Origin of the sequence: Xanthomonas sp. BRIP62415 (assembly GCF_003993515.1) — a bacterium.
GTDB classification, from domain to species: domain Bacteria; phylum Pseudomonadota; class Gammaproteobacteria; order Xanthomonadales; family Xanthomonadaceae; genus Xanthomonas; species Xanthomonas euroxanthea.
Genome location: NZ_QEZH01000014.1, coordinates 41317 through 65798 on the forward strand (window position 1 = coordinate 41317; position 24482 = coordinate 65798).

Annotated in this window: 16 protein-coding genes and 1 pseudogene; 5 read left to right on the top strand and 12 right to left on the bottom strand. The window is 66.0% G+C overall.

The annotated features are described in order from the left end of the window. Positions 1-107: 107 nt before the first annotated feature. The 3 genes from EO141_RS04930 to EO141_RS04940 all read right to left on the bottom strand — a co-directional run bounded on the left by EO141_RS04930 (position 108) and on the right by EO141_RS04940 (position 5138). Positions 108-3698 (bottom strand): M1 family aminopeptidase, encoded by a 3591-nt coding sequence (locus EO141_RS04930; protein ID WP_127168653.1) that lies wholly within the window; start codon positions 3696-3698, stop codon positions 108-110. A 12-nt stretch (positions 3699-3710) separates the two neighbouring features. Next, on the bottom strand, positions 3711-4604 hold the full coding sequence (locus tag EO141_RS04935; RefSeq protein ID WP_127168654.1) for an ABC transporter ATP-binding protein: 894 nt from the start codon (positions 4602-4604) through the stop codon (positions 3711-3713). 144 nt (positions 4605-4748) lie between these two features. Beyond that, entirely contained in the window at positions 4749-5138 is a 390-nt protein-coding gene (locus EO141_RS04940) for a VOC family protein (RefSeq protein ID WP_127168655.1), read from the bottom strand. A gap of 379 nt (positions 5139-5517) precedes the next feature. Here EO141_RS04940 and mmuP point away from each other — a divergent pair, with 379 nt between their 5' ends. Both mmuP and mmuM read left to right on the top strand, forming a co-directional pair. Then, positions 5518-6915, top strand: coding sequence for an S-methylmethionine permease (mmuP, locus tag EO141_RS04945; RefSeq protein ID WP_127168656.1), 1398 nt, complete (start codon positions 5518-5520; stop codon positions 6913-6915). After that, entirely contained in the window at positions 6912-7874 is a 963-nt protein-coding gene (gene mmuM / locus EO141_RS04950) for a homocysteine S-methyltransferase (protein WP_119132362.1), read from the top strand. Before mmuP ends, mmuM begins: the two co-directional genes overlap by 4 nt. A 187-nt stretch (positions 7875-8061) precedes the next feature. Here mmuM and EO141_RS04955 read toward each other — a convergent pair whose 3' ends face one another. Further along, positions 8062-10002, bottom strand: a complete 1941-nt coding sequence (locus EO141_RS04955; protein WP_127168657.1) for a DUF885 family protein — start codon at positions 10000-10002, stop codon at positions 8062-8064. Positions 10003-10186: 184 nt separating this feature from the next. Here EO141_RS04955 and EO141_RS04960 point away from each other — a divergent pair, with 184 nt between their 5' ends. Then, positions 10187-11026, top strand: coding sequence for an AraC family transcriptional regulator (locus EO141_RS04960; protein WP_164739069.1), 840 nt, complete (start codon positions 10187-10189; stop codon positions 11024-11026). On the opposite strand, the gene EO141_RS04965 is transcribed toward EO141_RS04960, so the two are convergent. The 4 genes from EO141_RS04965 to EO141_RS04980 all read right to left on the bottom strand — a co-directional run bounded on the left by EO141_RS04965 (position 10990) and on the right by EO141_RS04980 (position 15352). Beyond that, on the bottom strand, positions 10990-11592 hold the full coding sequence (locus EO141_RS04965; protein WP_164739070.1) for a LysE family translocator: 603 nt from the start codon (positions 11590-11592) through the stop codon (positions 10990-10992). The two genes, EO141_RS04960 and EO141_RS04965, sit on opposite strands and share 37 nt — an antisense overlap. A gap of 220 nt (positions 11593-11812) precedes the next feature. Then, entirely contained in the window at positions 11813-12589 is a 777-nt protein-coding gene (locus tag EO141_RS04970) for a queuosine precursor transporter (RefSeq protein ID WP_127168659.1), read from the bottom strand. Between the two features lie 4 nt (positions 12590-12593). Beyond that, the gene (locus EO141_RS04975) at positions 12594-13268 is read right to left on the bottom strand and encodes a DUF502 domain-containing protein (protein ID WP_053046264.1); all 675 of its coding nucleotides are present in this window, start codon (positions 13266-13268) and stop codon (positions 12594-12596) included. 524 nt (positions 13269-13792) lie between these two features. Further along, complete coding sequence (locus tag EO141_RS04980; protein ID WP_164739071.1) at positions 13793-15352, bottom strand: alginate export family protein; 1560 nt, start codon at positions 15350-15352, stop codon at positions 13793-13795. Positions 15353-15691: 339 nt separating this feature from the next. Between EO141_RS04980 and EO141_RS04985 the strand changes: the two are divergent. Then, positions 15692-16039: pseudogene (locus EO141_RS04985) on the top strand (PadR family transcriptional regulator). A gap of 261 nt (positions 16040-16300) precedes the next feature. On the opposite strand, the gene EO141_RS04990 reads toward EO141_RS04985, so the two are convergent. Then, positions 16301-17608 (bottom strand): polyhydroxyalkanoate depolymerase, encoded by a 1308-nt coding sequence (locus EO141_RS04990; protein ID WP_039520278.1) that lies wholly within the window; start codon positions 17606-17608, stop codon positions 16301-16303. A gap of 428 nt (positions 17609-18036) precedes the next feature. Next, entirely contained in the window at positions 18037-18639 is a 603-nt protein-coding gene (locus tag EO141_RS04995) for a class I SAM-dependent methyltransferase (RefSeq protein ID WP_164739072.1), read from the bottom strand. A 74-nt stretch (positions 18640-18713) separates the two neighbouring features. On the opposite strand from EO141_RS04995, the gene EO141_RS05000 reads away from it, so the two are divergent. Continuing rightward, positions 18714-19160 carry a CopD family protein gene (locus EO141_RS05000; protein WP_104583405.1) on the top strand — a complete coding sequence of 149 codons (447 nt, stop codon included), beginning with the start codon at positions 18714-18716 and terminating at the stop codon, positions 19158-19160. 396 nt (positions 19161-19556) lie between these two features. On the opposite strand, the gene EO141_RS05005 is transcribed toward EO141_RS05000, so the two are convergent. After that, on the bottom strand, positions 19557-20516 hold the full coding sequence (locus tag EO141_RS05005) for an acetyl-CoA carboxylase carboxyltransferase subunit alpha (protein WP_053045248.1): 960 nt from the start codon (positions 20514-20516) through the stop codon (positions 19557-19559). 163 nt (positions 20517-20679) lie between these two features. Continuing rightward, complete coding sequence (dnaE, locus tag EO141_RS05010; protein ID WP_127168662.1) at positions 20680-24264, bottom strand: DNA polymerase III subunit alpha; 3585 nt, start codon at positions 24262-24264, stop codon at positions 20680-20682. Between the last annotated feature and the right edge of the window lie 218 nt (positions 24265-24482).

Genomic DNA, 24482 nt, shown 5'->3' on the forward strand with positions numbered 1-24482 from the left:
GTCACATGTCAGCGGTCGTGGCGCTGTTCGGCTTGCTTGCGCTGCCGGCCGTGTGTCCCGCATGTACTCGCCGATCACCGATCAGCAGCCACGGCAGCAACCACCCGCTATTGCAGCGTCACCTGCTTGCGGTTGTCCGCCGGCACGCGATCGATCAGCTTGTTGTCCGGATCGAAGCCGGCCTCGATCGGCAGGCGGTCGACGGTCATGCTGAAACTGGGCGCGGCGCTGGTGACATGCTGCCGTTGCAAGGCCAGTACCGGCGCCTGTGCGTTCTTGCCGGCCGGAGCACCGTAGATCGCCACCTCGATCCAGTCGTCCAGCGGCACCGCATGCTCCTTGCCCGTGCCGTCGGCCTGCAACTTGGCCGCCTGCGTTTGCACGGTCACCTCGAAACGGCCATCGGGGCGCCTGCGCGCCTGCGCGCTGACCACGCGGTTGTCGTAGAAGGTGATCTTCTCGAACAGGTCGGTGATCAGTTCTTGCTGGTCCGGGCGTGCCTGGGCCCGAATGGCCTGCAGCAGCTCGGCCGAGGTGGTGTAGGGCGGCTGCTGGAATGCCTTGGCCGCCAGGAAGCGCTGCAATGCACGATTGAGCGCCTGCTCGCCGAGCTCCTCGCGCAGCCGGTAGAACGCCAGCGAGCCCTTGCGGTAGTGGATGTATTGCTGATCCTCCACGCGATACAGCGGCAACTCCTCGATGGTTTCGCCACCACGGCCTTCCAGATAGCGATCCAGTTCGTAGCGGAGGAAGCGGCGCATATGGGCGCGTCCGTACTCGCGCTCCATCACCATCAACGCCGAATACTGCGCCAGCGATTCGGACAGCAAGGTGGCGCCCTGCACGTTCGCCCCGATCACCTGATGCGCCCACCACTGGTGCGCCACTTCGTGCGCGGTGACATAGAACACGTAGTCGATGGCGTCTTTGTCGCGCAGGTCGGCGATGAAGCCGATCGACTCGGAATAGGGGATGGTATTGGCGAATGACTGCGCAAAGCGCGCGTAGCCGGGGAACTCGATGATGCGCACCTGACGATGCTGATACGGGCTGAAGTTGGCTTCGTAATAGGTCAGCGACTTCTGCACGCTTTCGATCATGCGCTGCACGTTGTACGGGTGCTTGGGGTCGTAATAGACCTCGATCGAGATGTTCTTGTAACGCGCCTTGCGCACTTGCCAACGTGCCGACAGGTAGGCGTAGAAATTGAGCATCGGCCGGTCCATCACGTAGCGGAAGCAGCGCCTGCCATCGCGTTGGAATTCCTGTTGCAGATAGCCCGGTGCCAGGGCGATCTGATCCGGCGCGGTGCAGACGGTGCTGGCAAAGTCGAGCCAGTCGGCATCGTCGCTGACGTAGGTGTTGGCGCGCGCGGCCTGGTCCTCGAGCTCGGGCATACGCGTGGGTTCGCCCAGGCCGCGCTTGCGGCGGTCGTTGCGGTCGCTGATCTCGGTCCGGGTGTTGTAGCCGAACCAAGGCAGCAAGGTGTTGTTAAAAAAGCTGCCATTGGCGACCAGTTCGGTCTGTGCCTGCTCGGCGGTGAGGCCATGTGGATGCTGGTCCACGTGGAAACGGAATACGCGCTCTTCGCCAGGTTGCAGCGGCCGCTGTAGTCGATAGATGCGGTAGCCGGCCGGCACGTCGTGCAGGGTCAGCGTTTGCCCGCCCAGGTCCACCTTTACCAGGCTGTGGTCCCCAGTGCGGCCCTGCATGCCGATGTGCACCTCGCTGATCGGCGTGGGGTGGGTGTTGCGCACCGTCCAGGTGGCATCGATCACCACCGACTGGGTTTCCGGATGCAGGTCGACATGGTTGTCGACGGCGATGATGCGCGGCTGCGGCAGATCCTTGTACTTGCGGTAATCGCGCTCGTAGCGCGCCTGCAGGTCCAGCCGCTGTTCCGGCGACAGGAAGCTGTTGTAGACGTTGGTGTTCCAGTACAGCCAGCCGCCGACCGCCACGAAGCCGAGCAGGCTGACCGCCAGGGCCGCACCGGTCGGGCTGCGCAGGCGCTGCAGCGCCTGCCGCACACGCTGGCGCAGGCCATGGCCCACGCCACGCGGCCAGAACGCCGAAGACAGCAACAGCAGGGCCAGCAGGAACACGCCCCAATAGCCCTGGAACCACAACTGGCCGGGCAGGAAGTGCCCGTAGCCGTTCATGTCCGAATACGGCGCATTGGGCCAGCCGCCGAAGGTGTAGAGGTTCTGGGTGTAGTCGAGCATCGACAGCGCCGATTGCCCGATCAGCACCAGCATCAGCAACGCATAGCCGACGAACTTGTTGTTGCTCAGCACCTGCAGCGCCAGCGCCATGCCGCCCATCAGCACATACAGTACCGAGCCAAGCGCCAGCGTCTTGAGATACAGCAGCGGCTCGATGCTGGTATAGCCACGGCCCAGCTGCAGCGCGATCGCGGTCGCCGCACCGGCGGCCTGGAAGCTGGCGATCACCGCCAGCAAGGCGACGAACTTGCCGAGCAGGGGAACCCAGTCCGGCACCGGCATGGCATCGGTGATGCCGTCGATACGGTTGCTGCGTTCTTTCCACACCAGTTCGCCGGCATAGAACAGCACCACGATGATCAGCAGAAAGCTGTAGCTGTTCTGCAGCGCTTCCAGCATCAACGAGGTCACCGGCAGCACGGCGGTACCGTAAAGGCGCGCAGTGAACAGTGCGGTCGGAATGAAATTGGCCAGGCCCAGCATCAGCAGCACCACGAACGGCGCGCTGCGCAGCACGCCGAGCGTATCGAAACGGATCTGGCGCAGCAGTTGCCGCCATGCGGTGGCCGCGCCGAAGCTGGGCGTGACCGTCAGGCGTGTCGTGGTGACGCGCGCGCTGGCGGGAGGTGCATCAGCAGGCGCAACCGACGCCGCACCACGGCGCCGCCGCGTCCCGCTGCGCTCGGTACGGAACAGCGCGAACGTGGCGGCAAACAACATACCGCTCATGCCCAGCCACAGCGCGCGATTGGCGAGCAGGTAACCGGTCAGCGGCGGCAGCTGGTGATTGCGCTGCTCCACCGACCAGTAGCGCAATGTCTGCGACAGGGCGCGAATGCCGAGCGGGTCGGACAGCGTGGCGATCCATACATTGTCCAGGTCGGCCATCAGCGCGCGGCTCACGCCATACAGCACGAAGAACACGATCACGCCGATATAGACCCACAGGATGCTGCGCGTGGTCACCGCCAGCACCGACAGCAGCGCGGTGGTGAACAGCAGGTTGGGCAGCACCAACACCAGCAGCGACCACAGATAGGGCAGTACGGCGACCGGCCCGAGCCGGGCCTGATCGATCCACGGCATGAACTGGGCGGCGAACATGCCCAGCGCGATCACCACATACATCAGCATGCCGGCGATCAGCGCTGCGCCGATACGGCCGAGCAGATAGTCGCGTCGCCTTACCGGCGTGGAAAACACCAGCTCGGCGGTGCCCAGGTCGAAGTCGCGCAGCAAGGCATTGCTGACGAACAGGGTGGTCACCAGCAGGCCGAGCAGGCTAAAAAGCCCCAGCAGCGTCGCGATCACCGTAGGCGCATTGCGCAGCACGTTGCCGATGCCACCGCCGATCTGCACCGCATCGCTGGACAGCGCGGCAAACGCAAGCAGCGCGTACAGCGCGGCCAGCAGCCACAGCAGGGGCGAGCGCAGTTGTTCGCGCAGCTCGAAGCGCAGGAACGCCATGATCATCGCCGCGCTCCGTCAGGCGGCCAGCGCTTGCGTGCGCAGGCGTTGGAAATAGACGTCCTCCAGATCGGGAGCGACCTGTTCGAAACCCGGCTCCGGGCAATCGGTACTGAACACGTGGATCACCGGGTGGCCGGCAATCAGGCGCGTGGACAGCACGGTGAAGCGTGCCTCGTAATCGGGCAATGCCTGCTTGCTGACCTGTTTGCGCCAGACCTGCTGCTGCAACATGTCGATCGCATCGGCGGGCCGCCCGGTCAGCAGCACCTGGCCCTTGTTCATGATGGCCATCGTCGGGCACAGGTCGGTGACATCTTCGACGATGTGGGTGGACAGGATCACCACGACGTTTTCGCCGATTTCGGCCAGCAGATTGAGAAAGCGATTGCGCTCTTCCGGATCCAGCCCGGCGGTGGGCTCGTCGACGATGACCAGCTGCGGGTTGCCTAGCAGCGCCTGCGCGATGCCGAAGCGCTGGCGCATGCCGCCGGAATAGGTACCGAGCTTGCGCTTGCGCGCATCCCACAGATTGACCTGCTGCAACAGCCGCTCGACCACCTCCTTGCGTTGGCCGCGATCGGTGAGCCCCTTGAGCACGGCGAAGTGATCCAGCATGTCCAGCGCGCTCACCTTTGGGTATACGCCGAAATCCTGTGGCAGGTAGCCCAGCCGGCGCCGCAACGCGTCCTTGTCGGTGAGCACGTCGATGCTGCTGCCATCGGCGTCGGTCAGGCTGACGCTACCCGAGTCGGGTTCCTGCAGCGTGGCCAGCGTGCGCATCAGCGACGACTTGCCGGCGCCGTTTGGCCCGAGTAAGCCGAACATGCCGCGAGGGATGTCGAGCGTGACGCCTTGCAGCGCATGCACGCCATTGGCGTAGGTCTTGGACAACGCACGGATCTGCAGCATGGACGGTTCCTGTGTCCTGGGGTGGCTTGATCTTCACGACGTTGTCGTCGCGCCGCATCCGCCGGAAGTCACAGCGACGATCGACTACGCCTGTTCGACGTCACTGTGCGGCGGATGTGACCGAACCCGCAGGGCATGCTGCGCTCAACCCACTTCGTACAGCTCCAGCGGCAGGTCATCCGGGTCGGCGAAGAAGGTGAAGCGGTGGCCGGTGTATTCGTCGATGCGGATGTCCTCGGTGCTCACCTCGTGCGCAGCGAGATGCGCCACGGCCGCGTCCAGATCCTCGACGCGGAAGGCGAGATGGCGCAGGCCGCGGGCTTCCGGGCGGCTGGGGCGCAGCGGTGCGTCGGGAAACGAAAACAACTCGATCTGGCCGCCATCGGGCAGCGCCAGGTCCAGCTTCCAGGAATCGCGCGCCTGCCGGTAATGCTCATCGAGCACCCGCAGGCCCAGGATGTCGCAGTAGAACCGCTTGGAGACCGCGTAGTCGCCGGCGATGATCGCCACGTGGTGGATGCCGGCCAGCTTCATGCGGCGCCTCGCACGCGTTGCGGACACGGGCGCTGCTGCGGGGCCGGCACGGATGCGCGAGGCGCGGCGACAGCGATCCGGGCTGCCAGACGTGCCGGTAGCCGGGATGCGCTCCAGCGCTGCGTCTGCGCCGCCGTGCGTGTGTGCAGATGGTATGGCATGGCAACAGTCCGGATGAGCAGTCGCGAGGATACCCTCGGTAGCGCCAGGGCGTGTCGTGCCGGCCGGGCCGAGCGCGAAGCGTACGTGGGCCGATCGTGGGCGCGACATGCCGCATGGCATCCCGCAATACCTGGTTGCGCGTCACGCCTGGCCACTGCATGGCTGTGCTCGCCTGCGCGCGCATGGCAGGATGCGCTGCCACCGATCAGACACGCCGATGCCCGACCCGTCGTCCAATGCCGCACCGCAATTCCAGCGCAGCATGCAGGTGCGCCATCTGGTGATGCTCTCGCTGGGCGGGGTCATCGGCACCGGGCTGTTCTTCAATACCGGCTACATCATCGCCAGCACCGGTGCGTTGGGCACGGTGATCGCGTATCTGATCGGCGCGCTGGTGGTGTACCTGGTGATGCAATGCCTGGGCGAGCTGGCGGTGGCGATGCCGCAGACCGGCGCCTTTCATGTGTATGCCGCGCGGTATCTCGGCCCGGCCACCGGGTACGTGGTGGCGTGGCTGTACTGGCTGACCTGGACGGTGGCGCTGGGCTCGAGCCTGACCGCGGCGGCGTTCTGCATGCAGTACTGGTTCCCGCACACCCCGGCATGGCCGTGGTGTCTGCTGTTCTGCGCGCTGATCTTCGCCCTGAACACGGTCTCGGCGCGCTGGTTTGCCGAAGGCGAATTCTGGTTCTCGCTGATCAAGGTGATCACGATCGTGCTGTTCATCGTGCTCGGTGGCGCGGCGGTGATCGGCGTGCTGCCGTTGGCCGATGGGTCGCCGGCGCCGGGATTGCGCCACCTGCGCGCCGACGGCTGGTTTGCGCAAGGCACGCTGCCGATCCTGATGACGATGGTGGCAGTGAACTTTGCCTTTTCCGGCACCGAGTTGATCGGCGTGGCCGCGGGCGAAACCGCGGAGCCGGCGCGTGCGATTCCGCTGGCGATCCGCACCACGCTGGTACGGCTGGTGGTGTTGTTCGTCGGCACCGTGCTGGTGCTTGCCGCGTTGCTGCCGGCCGAGCAGGCGGCCGTGGACACCAGCCCGTTCGTGCGCGCGTTCGAGTTGCTGGGCATCCCGTATGCGGCCGATGTGTTGAATGCGGTGATCCTCACCGCGATCCTGTCGGCGGCCAATTCCGGCCTGTATGCGGCCGCGCGCATGTTGTGGTCGCTGGCCAACGAGGGCACGCTGCCGGCGCGGCTGGCACGCCTGACAAGACGCGGCATTCCCTTGCCGGCCTTGCTGTTGAGCATGTTGGGCGGCCTGTTGGCGCTGCTCACCGGCGTCTATGCGGCTGACACCGTGTTCGTGGCGATTTCGGCGGTGTCCGGTTTTGCGGTGGTGGTGGTGTGGCTGAGCATCTGCGCCTCGCACTACGTCTTTCGACGCCAGTTGCTGCGCGACGGCATCGCGCCGGAGAGCCTGGCCTACCGCGCGCCGTGGTATCCGTGGACGCCGCTGCTGGGGTTTGCGCTCTGCCTGCTGGCCTGCATCGGCCTGGCATTCGATCCGCAGCAGCGCATTGCGCTGTGGTGCGGCATCCCGTTCGTGGCGCTGTGCTACGGCGCCCATGCACTCACCCAATGGCTTGCCAGCAGGAGGCCACACCCATGACGATTCTTCCCCGCCAGCCGCGCGCCGGGGCGCCTTTCAGCCAGGCGCTGCAGCACGACGGCTACGTGCTGCTCGACGGTGCACTTGCCACCGAACTGGAACAACGCGGCTGCGATCTCAACGATGCGCTGTGGTCGGCGCGCGTGCTGATGGAACAGCCGGAGCTGATCTACCAGGTGCATCGCGACTATTTCGCTGCCGGCGCGCAGTGCGCCATCACCGCCAGCTACCAGGCCACGCCGCTGGGCTTTGCCGCGCGCGGGCTGGACCTGGCGCAGTCGCAGGCGCTGATCGCACGCAGCGTGGCCCTGGCTGCACAGGCGCGCGCCGATCATCTGCAGGCGCAACCGCAGGACGCGCCGTTATGGGTGGCCGGGTCGGTCGGGCCGTATGGTGCGTACCTGGCCGATGGTTCGGAATATCGCGGCGACTATGCACTGCCGCTGGCGCAACTGATGGACTTCCATCGCCCGCGCATCGCCGCGCTGGCCGCGGCGGGCGTGGATGTGCTGGCCTGCGAGACGCTGCCGTCGGCCAGCGAGATCGTCGCGCTGCGGCTGCTGCTGGAGGAATTCCCGCAGCTGCCTGCGTGGTTCTCGTTCACCTTGCGTGATGCGGCGCATTTGAGCGATGGCACGCCGCTGGCGCAGGTCGTGCCGGCGCTGGATGCCTGCGCGCAGGTGATCGCGGTGGGCATCAACTGCATTGCGCTGGAAGACGTCACCGCCGCGCTGCAAAGCCTGTCCGCGCTGACCACGCTGCCGCTGGTGGTGTATCCAAATTCAGGCGAACACTACGACGCCAGCGACAAGCGCTGGCACGCCGGCGCCGCGCAGGCGTGCACCCTGGCCGATCAGCATGCGCAGTGGCTGGCCGCAGGTGCGCGGTTGATCGGCGGCTGCTGCCGCACCACGCCGCGCGACATTGCCGCGCTGGCGGCCGCACGCGTGGCGGGTTGAAACGCAGCCGGTAGGGCAGCGGCGTTGATCGCAGGGCAGCGCCTCGGACGAGCCTGTCAGCCGCGTGTGTGCCACTGGCAGACGCGTCAGGTCGCCTGCGCTTCGGGCCACGCCCACAGGTGACGCGCCTGGTCCGGAGCGCGCTACCTGCGGTTGCTTGACGACCGTGATGCCGCGCCAGCTCGCCTCACCCCTTCTGCGTGGCGATCCAGCGCTGGATCTTCTCCTGCAGGATATCCAGCGGCACCGAGCCGTCCTTGAGCACCTCGGTGTGGAAGGCGCGCACATCGAAGCGCGGGCCCAGTTCGCGTTGCGCCTGTTCGCGCAACTGCGCGATCTTCATCTCGCCGACCTTGTACGCCAGCGCCTGGCCGGGGATGGCCATGTAGCGGTCCACCTCGGCCTCGGCATCGGTCCGGGTCATGGCCGAGTTGTTGAGCATGTAGTCGATCGCCTGCGTGCGGGTCCAGCCCTTGCTGTGCAGGCCGGTGTCGGTGACCAGGCGAATCGAGCGCCACAGCGCGTTCTGCAGATAGCCGTAATAGTTGTAAGGGTCCTGATACAGGCCCAGTTCGCGGCCCAGCGATTCGGCGTACAGCCCCCAGCCCTCGATGTAGGCGGTCTCGCCACCCAGGCGGCGGAACTTGGGCAGGTCGGTCAGCTGCTGCTGCAGCCCGAGCTGGAAGTGGTGGCCGGGGATGGCCTCGTGCAGATACAGGCTTTCGGTTTCCCAGGTCCTGCGCGCGTCCAGGTCGGAGGTGTTGACGTAGAACACCCCCGGCGTGCTGCCGTCGCCGCTGGGGCGCATGTACGAGCCGCTGGCGGCCGACTGCGCACGCTGCGGTTCCACCACGCGCACTTCCAGCGCCGGCATGCCCTGGACATTGAACAGACGCGGCACCGCCGCTTGCACGCGTCCCTGCAGGCCACGGTAATAGCCCAGCAATTCGGTCTCGTTGCGGAACGCGAAGCGCCTGTCGGTCTGCATGAACTTGTAGAACTTGGGCAGGTTGCCGCGGAACCGGACCTGCTTGGCCAGCGCGGCGATCTCGCCCTGCAGCCGCGCCACCTCGTCCAGCCCGATCTGGTGGATCTGCTCCGGGGTCAGGTCGGAGGTGGTGCTCTGGCGCACGTCGTAGGCGTACCAGGCCGCGCCATTGGGCAGCGCGGTCAGGCCGTCGGTGTCACGGCAGGCGGGCAGGTACTCGGTGGCGATGAAGCCGCGTAGCGCCCGGTACGCCGGCATGATCCGCACTTCGATCAGGCGCTTGTATTCGGCGGTGATGCGCTGCTTGTCGGCCTCGGGCATGTCTGCCGGCAGGTTGCGCACCGGGCCCCAGAACAGGCTGTCTTCGGCATTGCGCGCGATGATCGCATCCAGCTGTGGCAGCACCTTCTGCATCAGCACCTTCGGCTGCACCACGCCGGCCTGCATGCCGGCGCGCATGTTGGTGATGGCCTGGTCGAACAGATCCGGGATGCCCACCGCACGCCGCGACCAGTTGTCATAGTCCTTGACGGTCTTGAACGGCTGCGCGCCGGTGCCCGAACCCAGCACCACCGCGATGCTGGCGATGTTGTAGAACTGGTTGATCGGCAGCATCCAGCTGGGGAACTGCTCGGCCGCCAGCGCGCTGCGCGCATCGCGCACGAAGATCTGGTAGCTGAGCAGGTCCTGCCCGCTCAGGCCGTCCGGCCCCAGCGCCTCGGCCTTGCCCAGCCACAGCACGGTGAAGTCGTGCGACTGCTGCCGGAACGCCGGCGACAGGAAATTGGGCAACTGGTCGTTGTAGCGGGTCTCGCCCTGGAAGGTGGCCTGCAGCGGGTTGAGCTTGAGCGAGGCATCCCAGTACTGGTCGTAGAGCAGGTTGAGTTGCTGCGCCTTGGTCAGCACCACCGGTGCGGCCACCGCACGCGGCCTGGGCCTGGCAGCCTTGCCACCCTTGGCGGCCTTGCTGGTTCTGGCCGCCGGCTTGGTAGCCTTCTTGCCCTTGCTCGCCTTCGCGCGCGTTTGCGTGGTCTGTGCCTTGGCGGTCTTCTTCTTGGCCGCATCGGCGGGCGCTGCCACTGACAGGCTCAGCACGGCGGCCAGGGCCAGGGACAGCAGGCGGGAAAAGCTGAGGGGCATTACCGGCTCCGGGAACAAGCGAGCGGGGAGCTTGCCCGATCCGCACCGTTCCGGCCACCCATCGGGCGCACGGGGCGCGCCTGGAATTCATGAAGCCCGCTGCGCATGCCTGCGGCGCGCAGGCATGCTGCAGTGCGATAGGCTTGCGTACATGCCAAGCGATGAATCGACATGCGGGACCCAGGTGCCCGTGCAGGGTGGGCAGGGTTTCTGGCGCGATCCGGCGTTGCCCTTTGTCGAACTGCGCCAGGTGATCAACAGCCGCAGCCTGTGTTATGCCGCGCATACGCACGAGCAATGGTCGGTGGGCGCGGTCGACCGCGGGCTTGCGCGCTATCGCAATGGACGCGTGAGGGCGCAGGTGGGCGCGCGGTCGCTGACCCTGATCAACCCGGGCGAGGTGCATGCCTGCAATCCGGATCAGCAGCAGGACTGGTCGTTCCGCATGCTGTATCTGGACGTGGCGTGGCTGCGCGAACAACAGCGCGCACTCGGCCTGGCCACCAATGCCGATGTGCACCTGCTGGCGGCGCCGCTGTGCCAGACCCCGGCAGCCTATGCCGCCTTCGACCGCATGCATGCCGTATTGACCGATGGCAATGCCGACGCGCTTGCACGCGAGAGTGCATTGATCGCGTTCGTGGCGCGGCTGCATCTGCATGTGGAGCCGATGAGTCGCGCGCTTGCGGTCGATACCGGGCCGATGCGACGGGTGGCCGAGTATCTGCAGACCCATCACGCGCGTGCGGTATCGCTGCGCGAACTGTGCACGCTGGCCGGGATGCCGGCGCCGCGGCTGATTCGCGGCTTTCGCCAGGCCCATGGGATGACCCCGCATGCGTATCTGCTGGATTGCCGTTTCCAGCGTGCACGCGAGGCCTTGCGGCGTGGCGGAGAGATCGCCGAAGTCGCCTATGCGCATGGCTACGCCGATCAGGCGCATCTGCAGCGCAGCTTCAAACGCGCCTGGGCGGTGACACCAGGGCGTTATCGCAATGCGGTCCCTAATTCCATCAGCAGATAGATCGCGCTCAGTACAAGCAGCGCGGCCAACACCCGATTCAAGCGCCGCAGCTGTTTGGGCACCTGCACATGCCGGCGCAGCGCTGCGCCGGCCAGCAACCAGCACGCCAGCGAGGGGTAGCAGACCAGTGCATACACCGCCGCAAAGCCCGCCAGTTGCGTGGTGCCTGTCGTTGCATACAGCGCAACGCCGGAGGTCGCCGCCAACCAGGCCTTGGGGTTGAGCCACTGCATCGCCGCACCGGTCCAGAACGAGGCGGCCGGGCGCGGCCTGGCCGTTTCGATGACGCCATCGTCGCGCAGCAGGCGCCAGGCCATGTAGAGCAGGAACCCCACCCCTGCCAGATGCAAGGCACGGCCGAGCAGCGGCCAGCGCAGCAACACCTGCTGCAGTCCCAGGCCCACCAACAGCAGCAGCGCGACGAAGCCGACGGTGGCGCCGATCACGTGGCCATGCCCGGCACGCGCGCCGGCACTGGCGCCGGTGCTCAGCGCGACCAGGTTGACCGGGCCGGGCGAAATCGAGCACACCAGCGCAAAGCTGGCCATTGCGACAAGATGGTCCATGGCGCGGAATCCGTAGCGGGGCGCACCAGCATGGCTGGCGAGCGCAGCCACGGATTGAACAAAATTTCGATGGGCGGCCGCTGCGGCCGTCGCATGATCGGCAAGCGCAGCGAACGGGCGGCAGGCGGGCTGCGCGCAAGACCAAGGGGCCGGTTCGATGCCGCCGCCCCGGGCGCCGGTGGTTGCCCTGCAGCGATGCGGCCGGCAGGCTTCCGCGTTGTCAGCCGGAGGCGGCTTCTTCGCGTAGCTGCTCGGCGCGCTCGGCGCCCAGGTATGCGCCGATGGCGCGGCGCGCCAGATACAGCAGCGGGATCAATGCAATCGCAAACCCCATCTTGTAGACGTAGTTGAGCGTGCTCACCGCCAGAAACTGGTCGATGGACCAGTGCTGCGGTCCGAGCACGAAGGCGATGTAGATCACCACGAAGCTGTCCACCAATTGCGACACCGCCGTGGAGCCGGTGGCACGCAGCCACACGTGCTTTTCGCCGGTGGCGCGGCGGATGCGATGGAATACCGACACGTCGATCAACTGGCCGAACAGGAACGCCACCAGCGAGCCGCCGATCGTCCACAGGCCCTGGCCGAACACCGCCGCAAAGGCCGCCTGGTAGTCGGGCACGCCCTGGCCCTGCGCCGCAGTGACCCACCAGGCTGCCGGCGCCAATGCGATCGCGGCAAACGCGAACACGAAGCCATAGCCGATCAGCATCACCGCCACCCACGAGATGAAACGCACCCCGCGGCTGCCGAAGAACTCGTTGATGGTGTCGGTCATGATGAACACCACCGGCCACAACAAGGTGCCGGCGGTGAAGCTGAGCGAGCCGGTCTGGCCGAACAGGTTCCAGTTCAACGGCGCGATGCCGAGCGTGTCTTCCAGCGCGAAGATCTTGACGCCGATGAACTCGGCCAATGCCGCGTTGACGCAAAAGAACGCGGCCAGCGCAATGAACAGGCGGACCGCACGATCGTCGAGGGTACGCGGCCGTGTCATTGCGTCAGCGATCTGCCGTGCGGGTGAAGGGAACCGAGTCGGGCGCCACTGCGCCGCCGGAGATGATGAAGCTCATGGCCTGATCCACGCTCCAGTCGGTGGGCGTGAGCAGCTCCACCGGCACGATCTCCAGATAGCCGGAGGTCGGGTTGGGCGTGGTCGGCACATACACCGCCGCCAGCTCGCGGCCGGTGCCCTGTTCCTTGATTACCCGGGTGACCAGGCCGATCGACTTCATGTCGCGATGCGGGAAGTCGATCAGCACCACGCGTTGGGTGCTGCCGGGCTGGGTCTGCAGGATGTCGAGCAATTTGCGCGCGCTGTCGTAGACCACGCTGGCCAGCGGGATGCGCCGCATGATCGCCTCGAACCAGCGCAGCAGGCGCTGGCCGATCACGCGCCGGCTCAGGATGCCGACGAACAGGATCACGCCCACGGTGGCGATCAGCGCGATGGTGTTCTGCACCCACAGCGCCTTGATCCAGCCCAGATAGTCGGGGAACGAGGCGGCGATGCGTTCGGACAGCGGCACCACCCATGGGCTGCTGATGCCCGACAACAGCGAGAAGACGAACTTCACCACCACCCAGGTCAACCAGACCGGCAGCAGGGTGAGCAAGCCGGTCAGGAAGACCCGTTGCAGGGAAGGGCGGGAATGCGGGGTGGGGGATTCGGACATGCGCGCATTGTAGGCATTCGGCCGTGCCCGGTGCAGGTGAGGCGGGGATTTGGGATTGGGCATTGGGGATTCGTAAAAGATGCACTGCTGCGTGCTGAAAGGTCGCCCTCAGGCAGTGACACGTCGCGTGCGCAAGGCGGTAGCAGGTCGCTTCCTCATCCCGCCGGAGAGAAGGGACGCACGGCACTGGAGGCGCTTATGACAGCCGCGACCGCCTGGGCGACTGGGCTGATGCTGCTGCGCTCAAGCCAAACATGGCTTTCGGTTGGGGGGCGGTGGTGTGGTGTCTCGGCCAGGCGGGGCGCGGTTGTCCGTCGAACGCAATCGTTCGTACAAGTAGGCGAAGGCCTCGCTTGCCAGATGCATGCAGCCTGCGAAAAAACGCATGCTCATCAGACGGGTCAAGGCTCAGAAACCAACATGCCGCGCCCTTGCGGGACGCGGCATGTGATCGAGATCGAGTACGCGTTAAAACAAAACGCTCGCACATCGAGTCAGCAGATTGCAGTGCCGGCAAACGGCATTCAGAACCGGAAGTTCAGCCAGCACATGACGAAGGTCGAATCGCCGTAGCCGGCTTTTTCCAGCGCGGGCCCCGCCATCAGGTGTTCGGCGCGGAAGGTCACCGACCAGTTCGGGTCGATGTTCCAGGTGGCGTTGATGCGCGGCATGGTGCCTATACGGCGCTCGCCGGTGCTCTGCGTGCGGGCGTAGGCGCGTGCCTGGTTGTTGTAGATCGCATCGCTGGTGGTCTGGCGCCACAGGGTTTCCCATTCCAGGTTCACGGTGAGCTTGGACGTGGGCGAGAAGGTGAACGTGGGCGCGGCGGTGACCAGGTTGACCGGGCCGAAGAACGTCGCCCAGCTGAAGTAGATCGTATTGCCGTACAGGAAGTTGTTGTTGCGCAGCGTGCCGGTGCCGGAGGTGCCGCCGCCGCCGGAGGCGATTTCGCTATGGAAGCCCAGGCGCGGCTTCCAGCCGTTGTCGCTCAGCGTCCACGCATTGGAGGTGCTGGCCATGTAGGCACGCAGGTCGCGCCCGCCGTAGCTGCCGCGCTGCACGGTCACGAACGAGTCGGTGCGCAGCTTGCCCACATTGCCCCACAGGCGCAGCCCGTAGTAGTTGCGGTTTTCTTCGGCGGTCTGCCGGCCCCAGACCTGATTGTCGTTGCGGAACTGATAGAAGAACGGCTCCAGATACATCGGCTTGGCGGTCGGCATGCGCCAGCCGCCGACTACGCCACGGAAGTGCCGCGAGCGGTCAATGCGATCGTCGCCCAGGCCCTCGGTGCCATCCAGGTTGAAGTTGAAATCGAACAGGTCCACGCGGGTCTTTTCGCCGATCGCCCAGGCGCGCACACCGTTGAAGGTCACGAAGATGTCGGTGTTGTCGCGCAGGGCCATCAGCGTGGTGGGGCCATCGACAAACACCTGGCGGCCCACGCGCAGGCCGAGGTCGGCATCGTTGACGCGTCCTTTCACATCGAAGAACACCTGCTGCAGGATCGCGTTGTTTTCCTGCGTGCCGGTCTTGGCGCCCTCGTTGCGTCCATCCAGGCTGCCGTGCGCCAGTTCCGTATACAGACGGAAGTGCTCGCCAATATGGAAGTCGGCACCGAAGAACGCGCGCAACAGGTACTGCTGCTGCGAGTGGCTGCCGGGAATCAGACCGGGATTGGTGATGGTATTGCTGCGCACGCGCAGTTCGTTGCTGAGCGAGACATACACATCGCCCGATTCATTGAACGGAATGTACTTGAGCGGATCGAACGGGCTCTTGCGCTTGGACGGATCCTTCAGATACGACCAGTCCTCGGCCCAACGCACCTGCCACATGTTGCCGCCCTGCTTGGCGCCCCAGCCCTGCGCTTCGAGCGGATACCCCTTGGCGGGCGCGGGCGCCGCAGGAGCGGCGGGCGCGGCCTTCGCCGGTTCCGGTTGGGTCTGCTCGGCATTGACCGGCGCGGTCTGCGCCTGCGCAAACCCCAGTGCCGGCAGTGACAACCCGATCGCCAAGCACAGGCACCGGGTGGCGCCAAAGGAAGTTTCAGCCATGGCCGGCTGTGCCAAGCGTGCTAGTCGCATCGTGTCGCCCTATCGAAAAAGTGAGTCGTCTGAGCAAGTGGTATCGGCCCAGTGGGCAATGACTGTAGTGGAGCGCTGCCGCAAAGGGAGTAACCCAATGGTTCTAAGCACATGAGCGGGGATTGGGGAGTCGGGATTGGGGATTCGCAAAAGCGGGCCTGTAAATAATGCGCCAGGTCTTCTTCAGTTCGCTTGAGTCGTGTACGGAAATTCTCGGTTGCTTGCCTTGCAAATCCCTAATCCCGATTCCCCAATCCCGATTCCCCTATCCCGGCCCGTGACTACCGACATATTCGCTATTCCTCACTTCGCAATAGCATTGCCTTCGAGCTGGTGGAGCTGGCCGATGAGCGAATCCGATGCCTGCGGAAATTCCAGAAGGAGCTGAGTGCCGGCACGGTGTTGCTGGCAGTGCTGGCGCAGGCCGATGCGCCGCTGTACGGCTATCTGATCGCCAAGCGGCTGGAGCGGCTGGGCGGCGTGCTCAGCGGCACGCAGAGCGCTGTATCCGGTGCTGCGTAACCTGGACGGCGCAGGGCTGCTGCACAGCCATGTCGAGCCTTCCGCGTCCGGCCGCCGCGGCGCTATTACCGCATCACCCAAAGCGGGCGTGATTGCCTGCGCGACTGGAGCGCCTGGCGCGCCCCCCGCGATTCGGTTGACGCAGTGCTGGAGGGGACCCACTGATGACAGGCACGTCCGTTGCCGACCACCAGTCCCGATGACCTTGTGCAAGTGCGCCAGCCCTGGCCTGCGCGGACCCGGCGACGCTCCAGGATGCGCTCCACGATGCCGAACCGGGAAGGGTTCATGGCACTCCTGCGGGCGGTGAGGGCGGTGAGGGCACCGCGCACGCGACCAGTCCTCTGGGTTGGCGCGAACCAGGCATCTGCGCAACAAAAAACGCCCCTCGATCGGTCTCGATCGAGGGGCGTTTTTTGTTGCCGGTCAAGCGCGTTTGCCGCGCTTGCGGATCGGGGTGACGGTGGCCGGATCGCGGCTGCCCACCGGGTCGGCATCGTAGCGAGCGATGAATTCGCGCACCTGCGGGTACACCACTTCGCGCCAGCGACGGCCACTGAAGATGCCGTAGTGGCCGGCACCTTCCACCACCAGATGACGGCGATGCGCCGCGTCGATCCCGGTGCACAGATCGTGCACCGCTTCGGTCTGGCCCAGGCCGGCGATATCGTCCAGTTCGCCTTCGATGCTGAGCAGTGCGGTATTGCGGATCGCCGAGGGCTTGACCAGCTGGCCATCCACTTTCCACTTGCCCTGCGGCAGCAGGAAGTCCTGGAACACCACGCGAATGGTGTCCAGGTAATACTCGGCCGGCATGTCGAGCACGGCGTTGTATTCGTCGTAGAACTGCCGATGCGCCTGCGCGTCCTGCAGATCGCCCTTGACCAGGTCGGTGTAGAAATCCCAGTGCGACATCACGTGCCGGTTGGGGTTCATCGACAGGAAGCCGGCGTGCTGCAGGAAGCCCGGATACACCTGCCGGCCATGGCCCGGATACGGGAACGGCACGGTGTGGATCAGGTTGTTCTGGAACCACTCGATGCCGTTCTCGGTAGCCAGGTTGTTGACCTGGGTCGGGCTGCGGCGCGCATCGATCGGCCCGCCCATCATCACCAGCGAGCGCGGCGTGGGCTCATCGTTGGTGGCCATCAACGACACCGCCGCAAGCACCGGCACGGTGGGCTGGCACACGCTCACCACGTGCAGGCGCTCGGCGCCGATGTGACGGATGAACTCCTGGATGTAGCTGATGTAGTCCTCGAGCCGGAAGGCACCGGCTTCCAGCGGCACCATGCGCGCGTCCACCCAGTCGGTCACGTAGACCTTGTGGTTGCGCAGCAGCGTGCGTACGGTGTCGCGCAGCAGGGTGGCGTGGTGGCCGGACAACGGCGCCACCACCAGCACGGCCGGCTGCTGCTTCATCGTGCCGATCAACTCGACATGGTCGCTGAAACGCTTGAAGCGCAGCAGACGGCAGAACGGCTTGCTCAGCACCTCGCGTTCGATGATCGGCAGCGAGTGGCCGTCGACCTCGACATCGTCCAGCGCCCAGGCCGGCTTTTCGTACTCCTTGCCCAGGCGATGGAACAGCTCATTGCTGGCCGCCATGCGTTCGGCGCCCGGGAGCGAGGCCCACAGACTGTCGGGGTCGGAAAACATCTTGGCGTTCGCCTGGGCCTGGTGCACCCAAGGCGCTAGCAGATTGCGGGTCAGCTCGTGCAGTTGATAAAGCATTCCACCCATCCGTGCGGCTCTTTGCTGCCGCGCAGCATACCCCCTTTGGCGCATTTGCACCTTAATGGGGCTGCGGACGGTAGAGGCTGTCATCCAAGCTGTGGCAGGCGCGAGCGCCCTGATTTGCCGCGATTTTGCGTTGCCGCCATCGGAGATCCGTCGGACGACGGCGCCGGGCTGGAAGTGCGCGTTCTCGCAGAGCCGTGCGGACTGCCTGGCAGGCTCCTCGGCCTGCGGGGAGGGGCAAGGGGGGAGGCCCACCCGCACTCAACTTCCACCAGGCTTCGTGCGTACCCTCATCCGCCCCTGCGGGGCACCTTCTCCCGGCGGGAGAAGGAAGGCCGCTTTCCTGCGGGCGAGGGTGGCGGGAGGGCGCACGGCGAAGCCACTCGCCTCGCCATGTGTGCCTCAGCCGGCCAACGTCCTGCTCAGCCGCGCTCCAACGCAGACGCCTCATCGGCCAATTGCGGCGACAACCAGCAGTGCGAACCGAGTGCAGCAAACCCCACGCTGGCAAAGCGGCGCCGATACCAGCGCGCCGGGCGCGCCTGAAAACCCTCGTGGTCGCCCTCGAAGGCGTCTTCTTCGGCAAATGTCTCCAGAAACGCCACGCCCGCGCACATCTCGGCCAGCCCCGGCAGCCCCTGGTTGAACTCGCGGGTGGGCACGTAATGCAGCACGTCCGAGCAGATCAGCAGATCCACCGGCGCGCAGGGGCGCAGCCAGGCGAAATCGCCGAAGCGGGCAGGATGGATCTGCCGGCTGCGCCCGTAACGCTGTACCGCATAGGCGCTGCTGTCGAAGCCCAGATAGCTCAGCCTGGGGCGCAAGGCCAACAATGGCGCGCGCCAGGCCGCCTCGCCACAACCGATATCCAGCACGCTGCGGATCGGGCGCTCCAGGTAGTACTCGGCCTGACTCACCGCCAGTGCGACCTTGCGTCGCAGGCGCGCAGGGTCGGCCAGCCCCGCATCCCTGTACCAGCGGCGGAAATAGTGGGCGTCGTACTGCTTGTCGTCGGGTTCGGACATGGACCTCAGGTGCTTTCGCATGAGCGGATGGGTGAAAATGCGGGCCATCCTACGCCAGCCAGCGAAGCCAGCACATGACCCTGTACCTGTGGATCAAGACCTTCCATCTGTTGTTCGTCACTGCGTGGATGGCGGCGGTGTTCTACCTGCCACGCATCCTGGTCAATATCGCCGAAGCCGGTGCCGAGCCTGCGGTACGCACACGCCTGGTGCTGATGGGGCGCCGCCTCTACAGATTCGGCCACAGCATGCTGGGCCTGGCGCTGCTGCTGGGCGCGGTGCTGTGGCAGGGCTATCGGGTGATTCCGGATTTCCCGACGATGGTGGCCGGTGGCTGGCTGCACGCAAAACTATTCGCGGTGGCCTTGATCCTGGCGCATTACATCGTGGCCGGGCGCTGGTTGAAGGGCGTGGATCAGGGCCGCAGCCTGCCCAGCGGTCGCGCGCTGCGGCTGTTCAATGAAGTGCCGGTGGTGTTGCTGGTCGCGGTGATCTGGCTGGTGCTGGCCAAGCCGTTCTGAGCGTTGTTGAAGTACGGGCAGCGCGTGCGTTTGCCTGACGCAGTCGATGCGCCGCCGACGATGGCGATGCGACCCCGAGGGGTGCAGGCCGGCACCGCGCGCCGACGGCGGACATCACCTGGGCGCGCAGTGGCCGACACGCATGGGAGACAAGCCGGGATCCGGCCACGTCTGCAGCCGCACACCTGGATCAACACCGCCAGGAACGCGAAAGCGATCAGGATGAAGATCCAGTACAGCGGCCGCCTGCTGAGTACGACAAGCACGCAGCAGCCGGCCTGCAACACCGGTGACAGGAGGGGCAGGGCTTATTGCGACCACGTCCTTCCTCGATGACCAATCGTCTTGCTCGCTGGCGATGGTGCACGCAGCACCATCGCCTCGACGTATCGCCGATCAGTTGCCTTCGTAGGCACCGTAGCTGCGCAGGCGCTCGTAACGACGCTGCAGCAGGCCTTCGACCGGCAGCTTTTCCAGCGCTTCCAGCTCATTGAGCAACACGGCCTTGAGGCGCTTGCCCATCTGTTCGGGATTGCGATGCGCGCCGCCGGTGGGTTCGCGGATCACCTTGTCGACCAGGCCCAGGCCCTTCAGGCGCTTGGCGGTCAGCCCGAGCTGCTCGGCGGCGTCCTTGGCCTTGGCCGCGTCCTTCCACAGGATCGAAGCGCAGCCTTCGGGCGAGATCACCGAATAGGTGCCGTATTCCAGCATCAAGGTGCGGTCGCCCACGCCGATCGCCAGCGCGCCGCCGGAGCCGCCTTCGCCGATCACGGTGCAGATCACCGGTACTTTCAGTTCGGCCATCTCCAGCAGGTTGCGCGCGATCGCTTCGGACTGGCCGCGTTCCTCGGCGCCGATACCGGGGTAGGCGCCCGGGGTGTCGATGAAGGTCAGCAGCGGCAGGCGGAAACGCTCGGCCAGCTTCATCAGGCGCAGCGCCTTGCGGTAGCCCTCCGGACGCGGCATGCCGAAGTTGCGGGCGACCTTGCTCTTGGTGTCGCGGCCCTTCTGGTGACCGATGATCACCACCGCGCGGCCATCGATGCGGCCCAGGCCCCCGACGATCGCCTTGTCGTCGGCATAGGCGCGGTCGCCGGCCAGTTCCTGGAATTCGTCGCAGATGGTGTTGATGTAGTCCAGCGTGTACGGGCGCTGCGGGTGGCGCGCCAGCTGCGAGACCTGCCAGGCCGACAGGTCGCGGAAGATCTGTGCGGTACGCACGCGCAGCTTGTCGCGCAGCGCACGCACCTCGGTGTCCACGTTGACTGCAGGGCCGGTGCTGGCCTTGCGCAGTTCCTGGATCTTGGCTTCCAGATCGGCGATGGGTTGCTCGAAGTCGAGGTAGTTGGGATTCATGCAGTGGTGTCGTCAACGTAAGGCGGGGAGTGTAGCCGAATGCGTTCGATGAACCCGTACGGTGGGGTTAGGAGAATCGGGAATCGGGAATGGGGAATGGGGAATCAAAGCAGGGCGGATGGCGGCCTCGCTTTTGCGATTCCCCATTCCCGACTCCCCATTCTCACGCCCACGGAGGGCTGTACTTGATCTTCAGGGTCCGCACCGCGGGATCGGCGCGCAGGCTGTCCATCAACTGCTGGTCGATGCGCACCGAGTGGCTGCCGTTGAGGTCGAGCATGCCGGCCACCCCACCGGTCGGGGCGCGCAGCAGCAGGTCCAGGCGCAGGGGGGTCTTGCCGGGGCGGTGCTTGGCCAGCAGGGCGTCGATGCGCTTCCAGGCCTGCTTTTCGCGCAGGTCCAGGCGCAATGACAGGCGTTGCGCATGGTCGGCGCAGATCTGCTCGTAGTCCCAGCATTGGCGGATGCGCAGGCTGTAGCCGCCGTTGAATTCGTCCTCGCGCAGACCGCCCTTGACGATCAGGATGCGGTCGCGGGTGAGCAGGTGCCCGAACTCGGCCATCGCATCGGAGAACGCGCTGCATTCGACCCGGCCACGGCCGTCTTCGAGCTGCACGAATACCTGGCTGTCGCCCTTGCGCCGCACGCCGATCACCTGGCCGGCCAGGATGGCGCTGACTTCCGGGCGCCAGGCGCGTTTTTCGCCATCGCCACCACCGCCGCCGCGTTGTTGCGAGGCGAGGATCTTCTCCAGCGACCCCAGGTCGCAGCCGACCAGCTCGCGCACCTCGTCGCGGTGCGGGTCGAACGGATGGCCGCTGAGATAGAAGCCCAGCGTTTCGCGCTCGCCGGTGAGCAGCTGGCCCAGCGGCCATTCCTCGCTTTCGGGCAGGTCCAGACGCAACGCCGGCGCGCTCGGGTCCGGCCCGCCGAACAGCGAGTTCTGGCCCGAGGCGCGCTCGCGCGCCAGCTGCTCGGTGGCCTTGACCACTTCCGGCAGCTGCAGCATCAGCGAGGCGCGGTTCTTGCCCAGCCCGTCCATCGCGCCGGCATTGATCATCGCTTCGAGCGTGCGGCGGTTGAGCTTGGCGGTGCCCACGCGCGTGCAGAAATCCAGCAACGTGGTGTAGGGGCCGCCGCGCTGGCGTTCTTCGACGATCGCCTCGCAGGCGCCCTGGCCGACACCCTTGATCGCGCCCAGGCCGTATTGAATCGTGTCCGGGCTGGCAGCTTCGAACATGTAGGCCGACTCGTTGACGCGCGGCGGCTTGACGGTCAGGCCGAGATTGCGCACCTCATCGAGAAAGCCGACCACCTTGTCGGTGTTGTCCATGTCCGAGGACAGCGTCGCGGCCATGAATTCGGCCGGGTAATGCCGTTTCAGCCACGCGGTCTGGTAGCTGACCAGCGCGTAGGCGGCGGCGTGCGACTTGTTGAAGCCGTAGCCGGCGAACTTCTCCATCAGGTCGAAGATTTCGTCGGCCTTGGCCGCGCCCACCCCGCCCTTGGCCGCGCCCTCGCGGAAGATCTCACGGTGCTTGGCCATTTCGGCCGGCACTTTCTTGCCCATCGCACGGCGCAGCAGGTCGGCGCCGCCCAGCGAATAATCGCCGACGATCTGCGCCATCTGCATCACCTGCTCCTGGTACACCATGATGCCGTAGGTGTCCTTGAGGATGGCTTCGGTGCGCGGATCCGGGTAGATGATCTCCTGCTGGCCGTGCTTACGCGCGTTGAAGTCCGGGATCAGGTCCATCGGGCCGGGGCGGTACAGCGATACCAGCGCGATCAGGTCTTCGAAACGGTCCGGGCGCGCGTCCTTGAGCAGGCGGCGCATGCCCGAGGATTCGAACTGGAACACCGCGCCGGTATTGCCCGAGGCGAACACGCCCTTGTAGGTGGGCACGTCGTCGAGCGGAATGGTGGTGATGTCGACCGGGTCGATGCCGGCGCGCGCGTGGCGTACGTTGATCGCCTTGACCGCCCAGTCGATGATGGTCAGCGTGCGCAGGCCGAGGAAGTCGAACTTCACCAGGCCGACCGCTTCGACGTCGTCCTTGTCGAACTGGGTGACCGGATTCTTGCCGCGCCCGTCCTCGTCGTGTTCGGCAAACAGCGGGCAGAATTCGGACAGCGGCTCGGGCGCGATCACCACGCCACCGGCGTGCTTGCCGGCGTTGCGGGTGAGGTCCTCGAGCTGACGGGCCAGATCCATCAGGTCGCGCACGTCGTCTTCGACCTGGTAGCGCTGGATCAGGTCCGGCGAGGCCATCTCCGAGTCCTTGCCTTCGCCCATCGCATCCTTGAGCGTGATGCCCAGGATGTTGGGGATCAGCTTGGCCACGCTGTCGACCAGCCCGTAGCTGAAGCCGAGCACGCGACCGGCGTCGCGTACCACCGCCTTGGCCGCCATGGTGCCGTAGGTGATGATCTGGCTGACCCGTTCGCGCCCGTACTTGCGCGCCACGTAGTCGATCACCTCGTCGCGGCGATCCATGCAGAAGTCGATGTCGAAGTCGGGCATCGACACGCGTTCGGGGTTGAGGAAACGCTCGAACAGCAGGTTGTACGGCAGCGGATCCAGGTCGGTGATCTGCAGTGCCCAGGCCACCAGCGAACCGGCACCGGAACCGCGCCCCGGGCCGATCGGAATGCCCTGGTTCTTGCCCCACTGGATGAAGTCGGCCACGATCAGGAAGTAGCCGGGGAAGCCCATCTTGATGATGGTGTCCAGCTCGAATTCCAGCCGGTCGACATAGTCCTGGCGGGTCTTGCCGGGCGCGATCGGGCTCTTTTCCAGGCGTGCGGCCAGACCGTCGCGCGACTGGCTGCGGATCCAGCTGTCCAGCGTCTCGTCTTCGGGCACCGGATAGGCGGGCAGGAAGTAGGTGCCCAGGCGCATCTCGATGTTGCAGCGCTGCGCCAGCGCCAGCGTGTTGTCGATTGCATCGGGCACGTCGGCGAACAGCGCGGCCATTTCGTCGCCGGACTTCAGGTACTGCTGGTCGCTGTACTCGCGCGGGCGCTTGGGGTCGTCGAGCACGCGGCCGGAGGAAATGCACACCCGCGCCTCGTGCGCATTGAAGTCGCTGGCGTACAGGAAGCGCACATCGTTGCTGGCCACCACCGGCAGGCCGCGCACACCGGCCGCATGCAGCGCGAACTGGTTGAAGCGTTCTTCGCCCTGGCGCCCGGTACGGGTGAGTTCCAGATGCAGGCCGTCGCCGAACACGCGCTGCCAGTCGGCCAGCTGCTGCTCGGCCAGGTCGGCGCGACCCTCGCCGAACAGGCGCCCGGCCAGGCTGTCGCGGCCGGCCAGGGCGAACAGGTTGGCATGGCCGCTCTGCAGCCATTCGGGGTGGATCGCCACGCCGCCTTCGGGGCGGTGGCCTTCCATCCAGGCGCGGGTCAGCAGGCGCGACAGGCTCAGGTAGCCTTCGCGGTCGCGGCACAGCAGGGTCATGCGCCAGGGCGTCATGTCCGGGGTGGCGATCATCACGTCGGCGCCGGCGATCGGTTTGATGCCCACGCCCTCGGCGGCCTTGTAGAACTTGACCAGCGCGAACAGGTTGTTGAGGTCGGTGACCGCCAGCGCGGGCATGTCGAGTTCGACCGCGCGGCTCAGCAGGTTGGCCTGCTTGGCCTTTTTCGGGTCGGCCTGATCCGGTTTCTCGGGCACACGGATGGTGGAATCCGCCAGCGAGAACTCGGTGTGGACGTGCAGATGGACGAAGCGGGAAGTGGACATGCGAGACCGGAATAATGCGGGGTCAGGGTAGCGAGCGTGGTCGGGTCGGACAAGGCTTGACAGCACCGGCGCGGCGCCGCGGCCAGCTGCCACGGGGGCTGGGCGGTGTGGCCGATTCAGGCTGTGGCTAGCTGGATGCAGCGCAGCAGTGGCGATTGCGCGGATCGGGGGCGTGCGGGGCTGGGCGTGCGTGACTTGCTGCGCGAAGCCCTGGCTGC

Excerpts from the sequence above, each read along its gene's own strand:
- EO141_RS05000 (WP_104583405.1), top strand. The coding sequence starts at position 18,714 with ATGACCCTGTACCTGTGGATCAAGACCTTCCATCTGTTGTTCGTCACT.
- EO141_RS04975 (WP_053046264.1), bottom strand. The coding sequence starts at position 13,268 with ATGTCCGAATCCCCCACCCCGCATTCCCGCCCTTCCCTGCAACGGGTC.
- EO141_RS04965 (WP_164739070.1), bottom strand. The coding sequence starts at position 11,592 with ATGGACCATCTTGTCGCAATGGCCAGCTTTGCGCTGGTGTGCTCGATT.
- mmuM (WP_119132362.1), top strand. The coding sequence starts at position 6,912 with ATGACGATTCTTCCCCGCCAGCCGCGCGCCGGGGCGCCTTTCAGCCAG.
- EO141_RS05005 (WP_053045248.1), bottom strand. The coding sequence starts at position 20,516 with ATGAATCCCAACTACCTCGACTTCGAGCAACCCATCGCCGATCTGGAA.
- EO141_RS04955 (WP_127168657.1), bottom strand. The coding sequence starts at position 10,002 with ATGCCCCTCAGCTTTTCCCGCCTGCTGTCCCTGGCCCTGGCCGCCGTG.
- EO141_RS04995 (WP_164739072.1), bottom strand. The coding sequence starts at position 18,639 with ATGTCCGAACCCGACGACAAGCAGTACGACGCCCACTATTTCCGCCGC.
- dnaE (WP_127168662.1), bottom strand. The coding sequence starts at position 24,264 with ATGTCCACTTCCCGCTTCGTCCATCTGCACGTCCACACCGAGTTCTCG.
- EO141_RS04930 (WP_127168653.1), bottom strand. The coding sequence starts at position 3,698 with ATGATCATGGCGTTCCTGCGCTTCGAGCTGCGCGAACAACTGCGCTCG.
- EO141_RS04970 (WP_127168659.1), bottom strand. The coding sequence starts at position 12,589 with ATGACACGGCCGCGTACCCTCGACGATCGTGCGGTCCGCCTGTTCATT.
- EO141_RS04980 (WP_164739071.1), bottom strand. The coding sequence starts at position 15,352 with ATGCGACTAGCACGCTTGGCACAGCCGGCCATGGCTGAAACTTCCTTT.
- mmuP (WP_127168656.1), top strand. The coding sequence starts at position 5,518 with ATGCCCGACCCGTCGTCCAATGCCGCACCGCAATTCCAGCGCAGCATG.
- EO141_RS04990 (WP_039520278.1), bottom strand. The coding sequence starts at position 17,608 with ATGCTTTATCAACTGCACGAGCTGACCCGCAATCTGCTAGCGCCTTGG.
- EO141_RS04940 (WP_127168655.1), bottom strand. The coding sequence starts at position 5,138 with ATGAAGCTGGCCGGCATCCACCACGTGGCGATCATCGCCGGCGACTAC.
- EO141_RS04935 (WP_127168654.1), bottom strand. The coding sequence starts at position 4,604 with ATGCTGCAGATCCGTGCGTTGTCCAAGACCTACGCCAATGGCGTGCAT.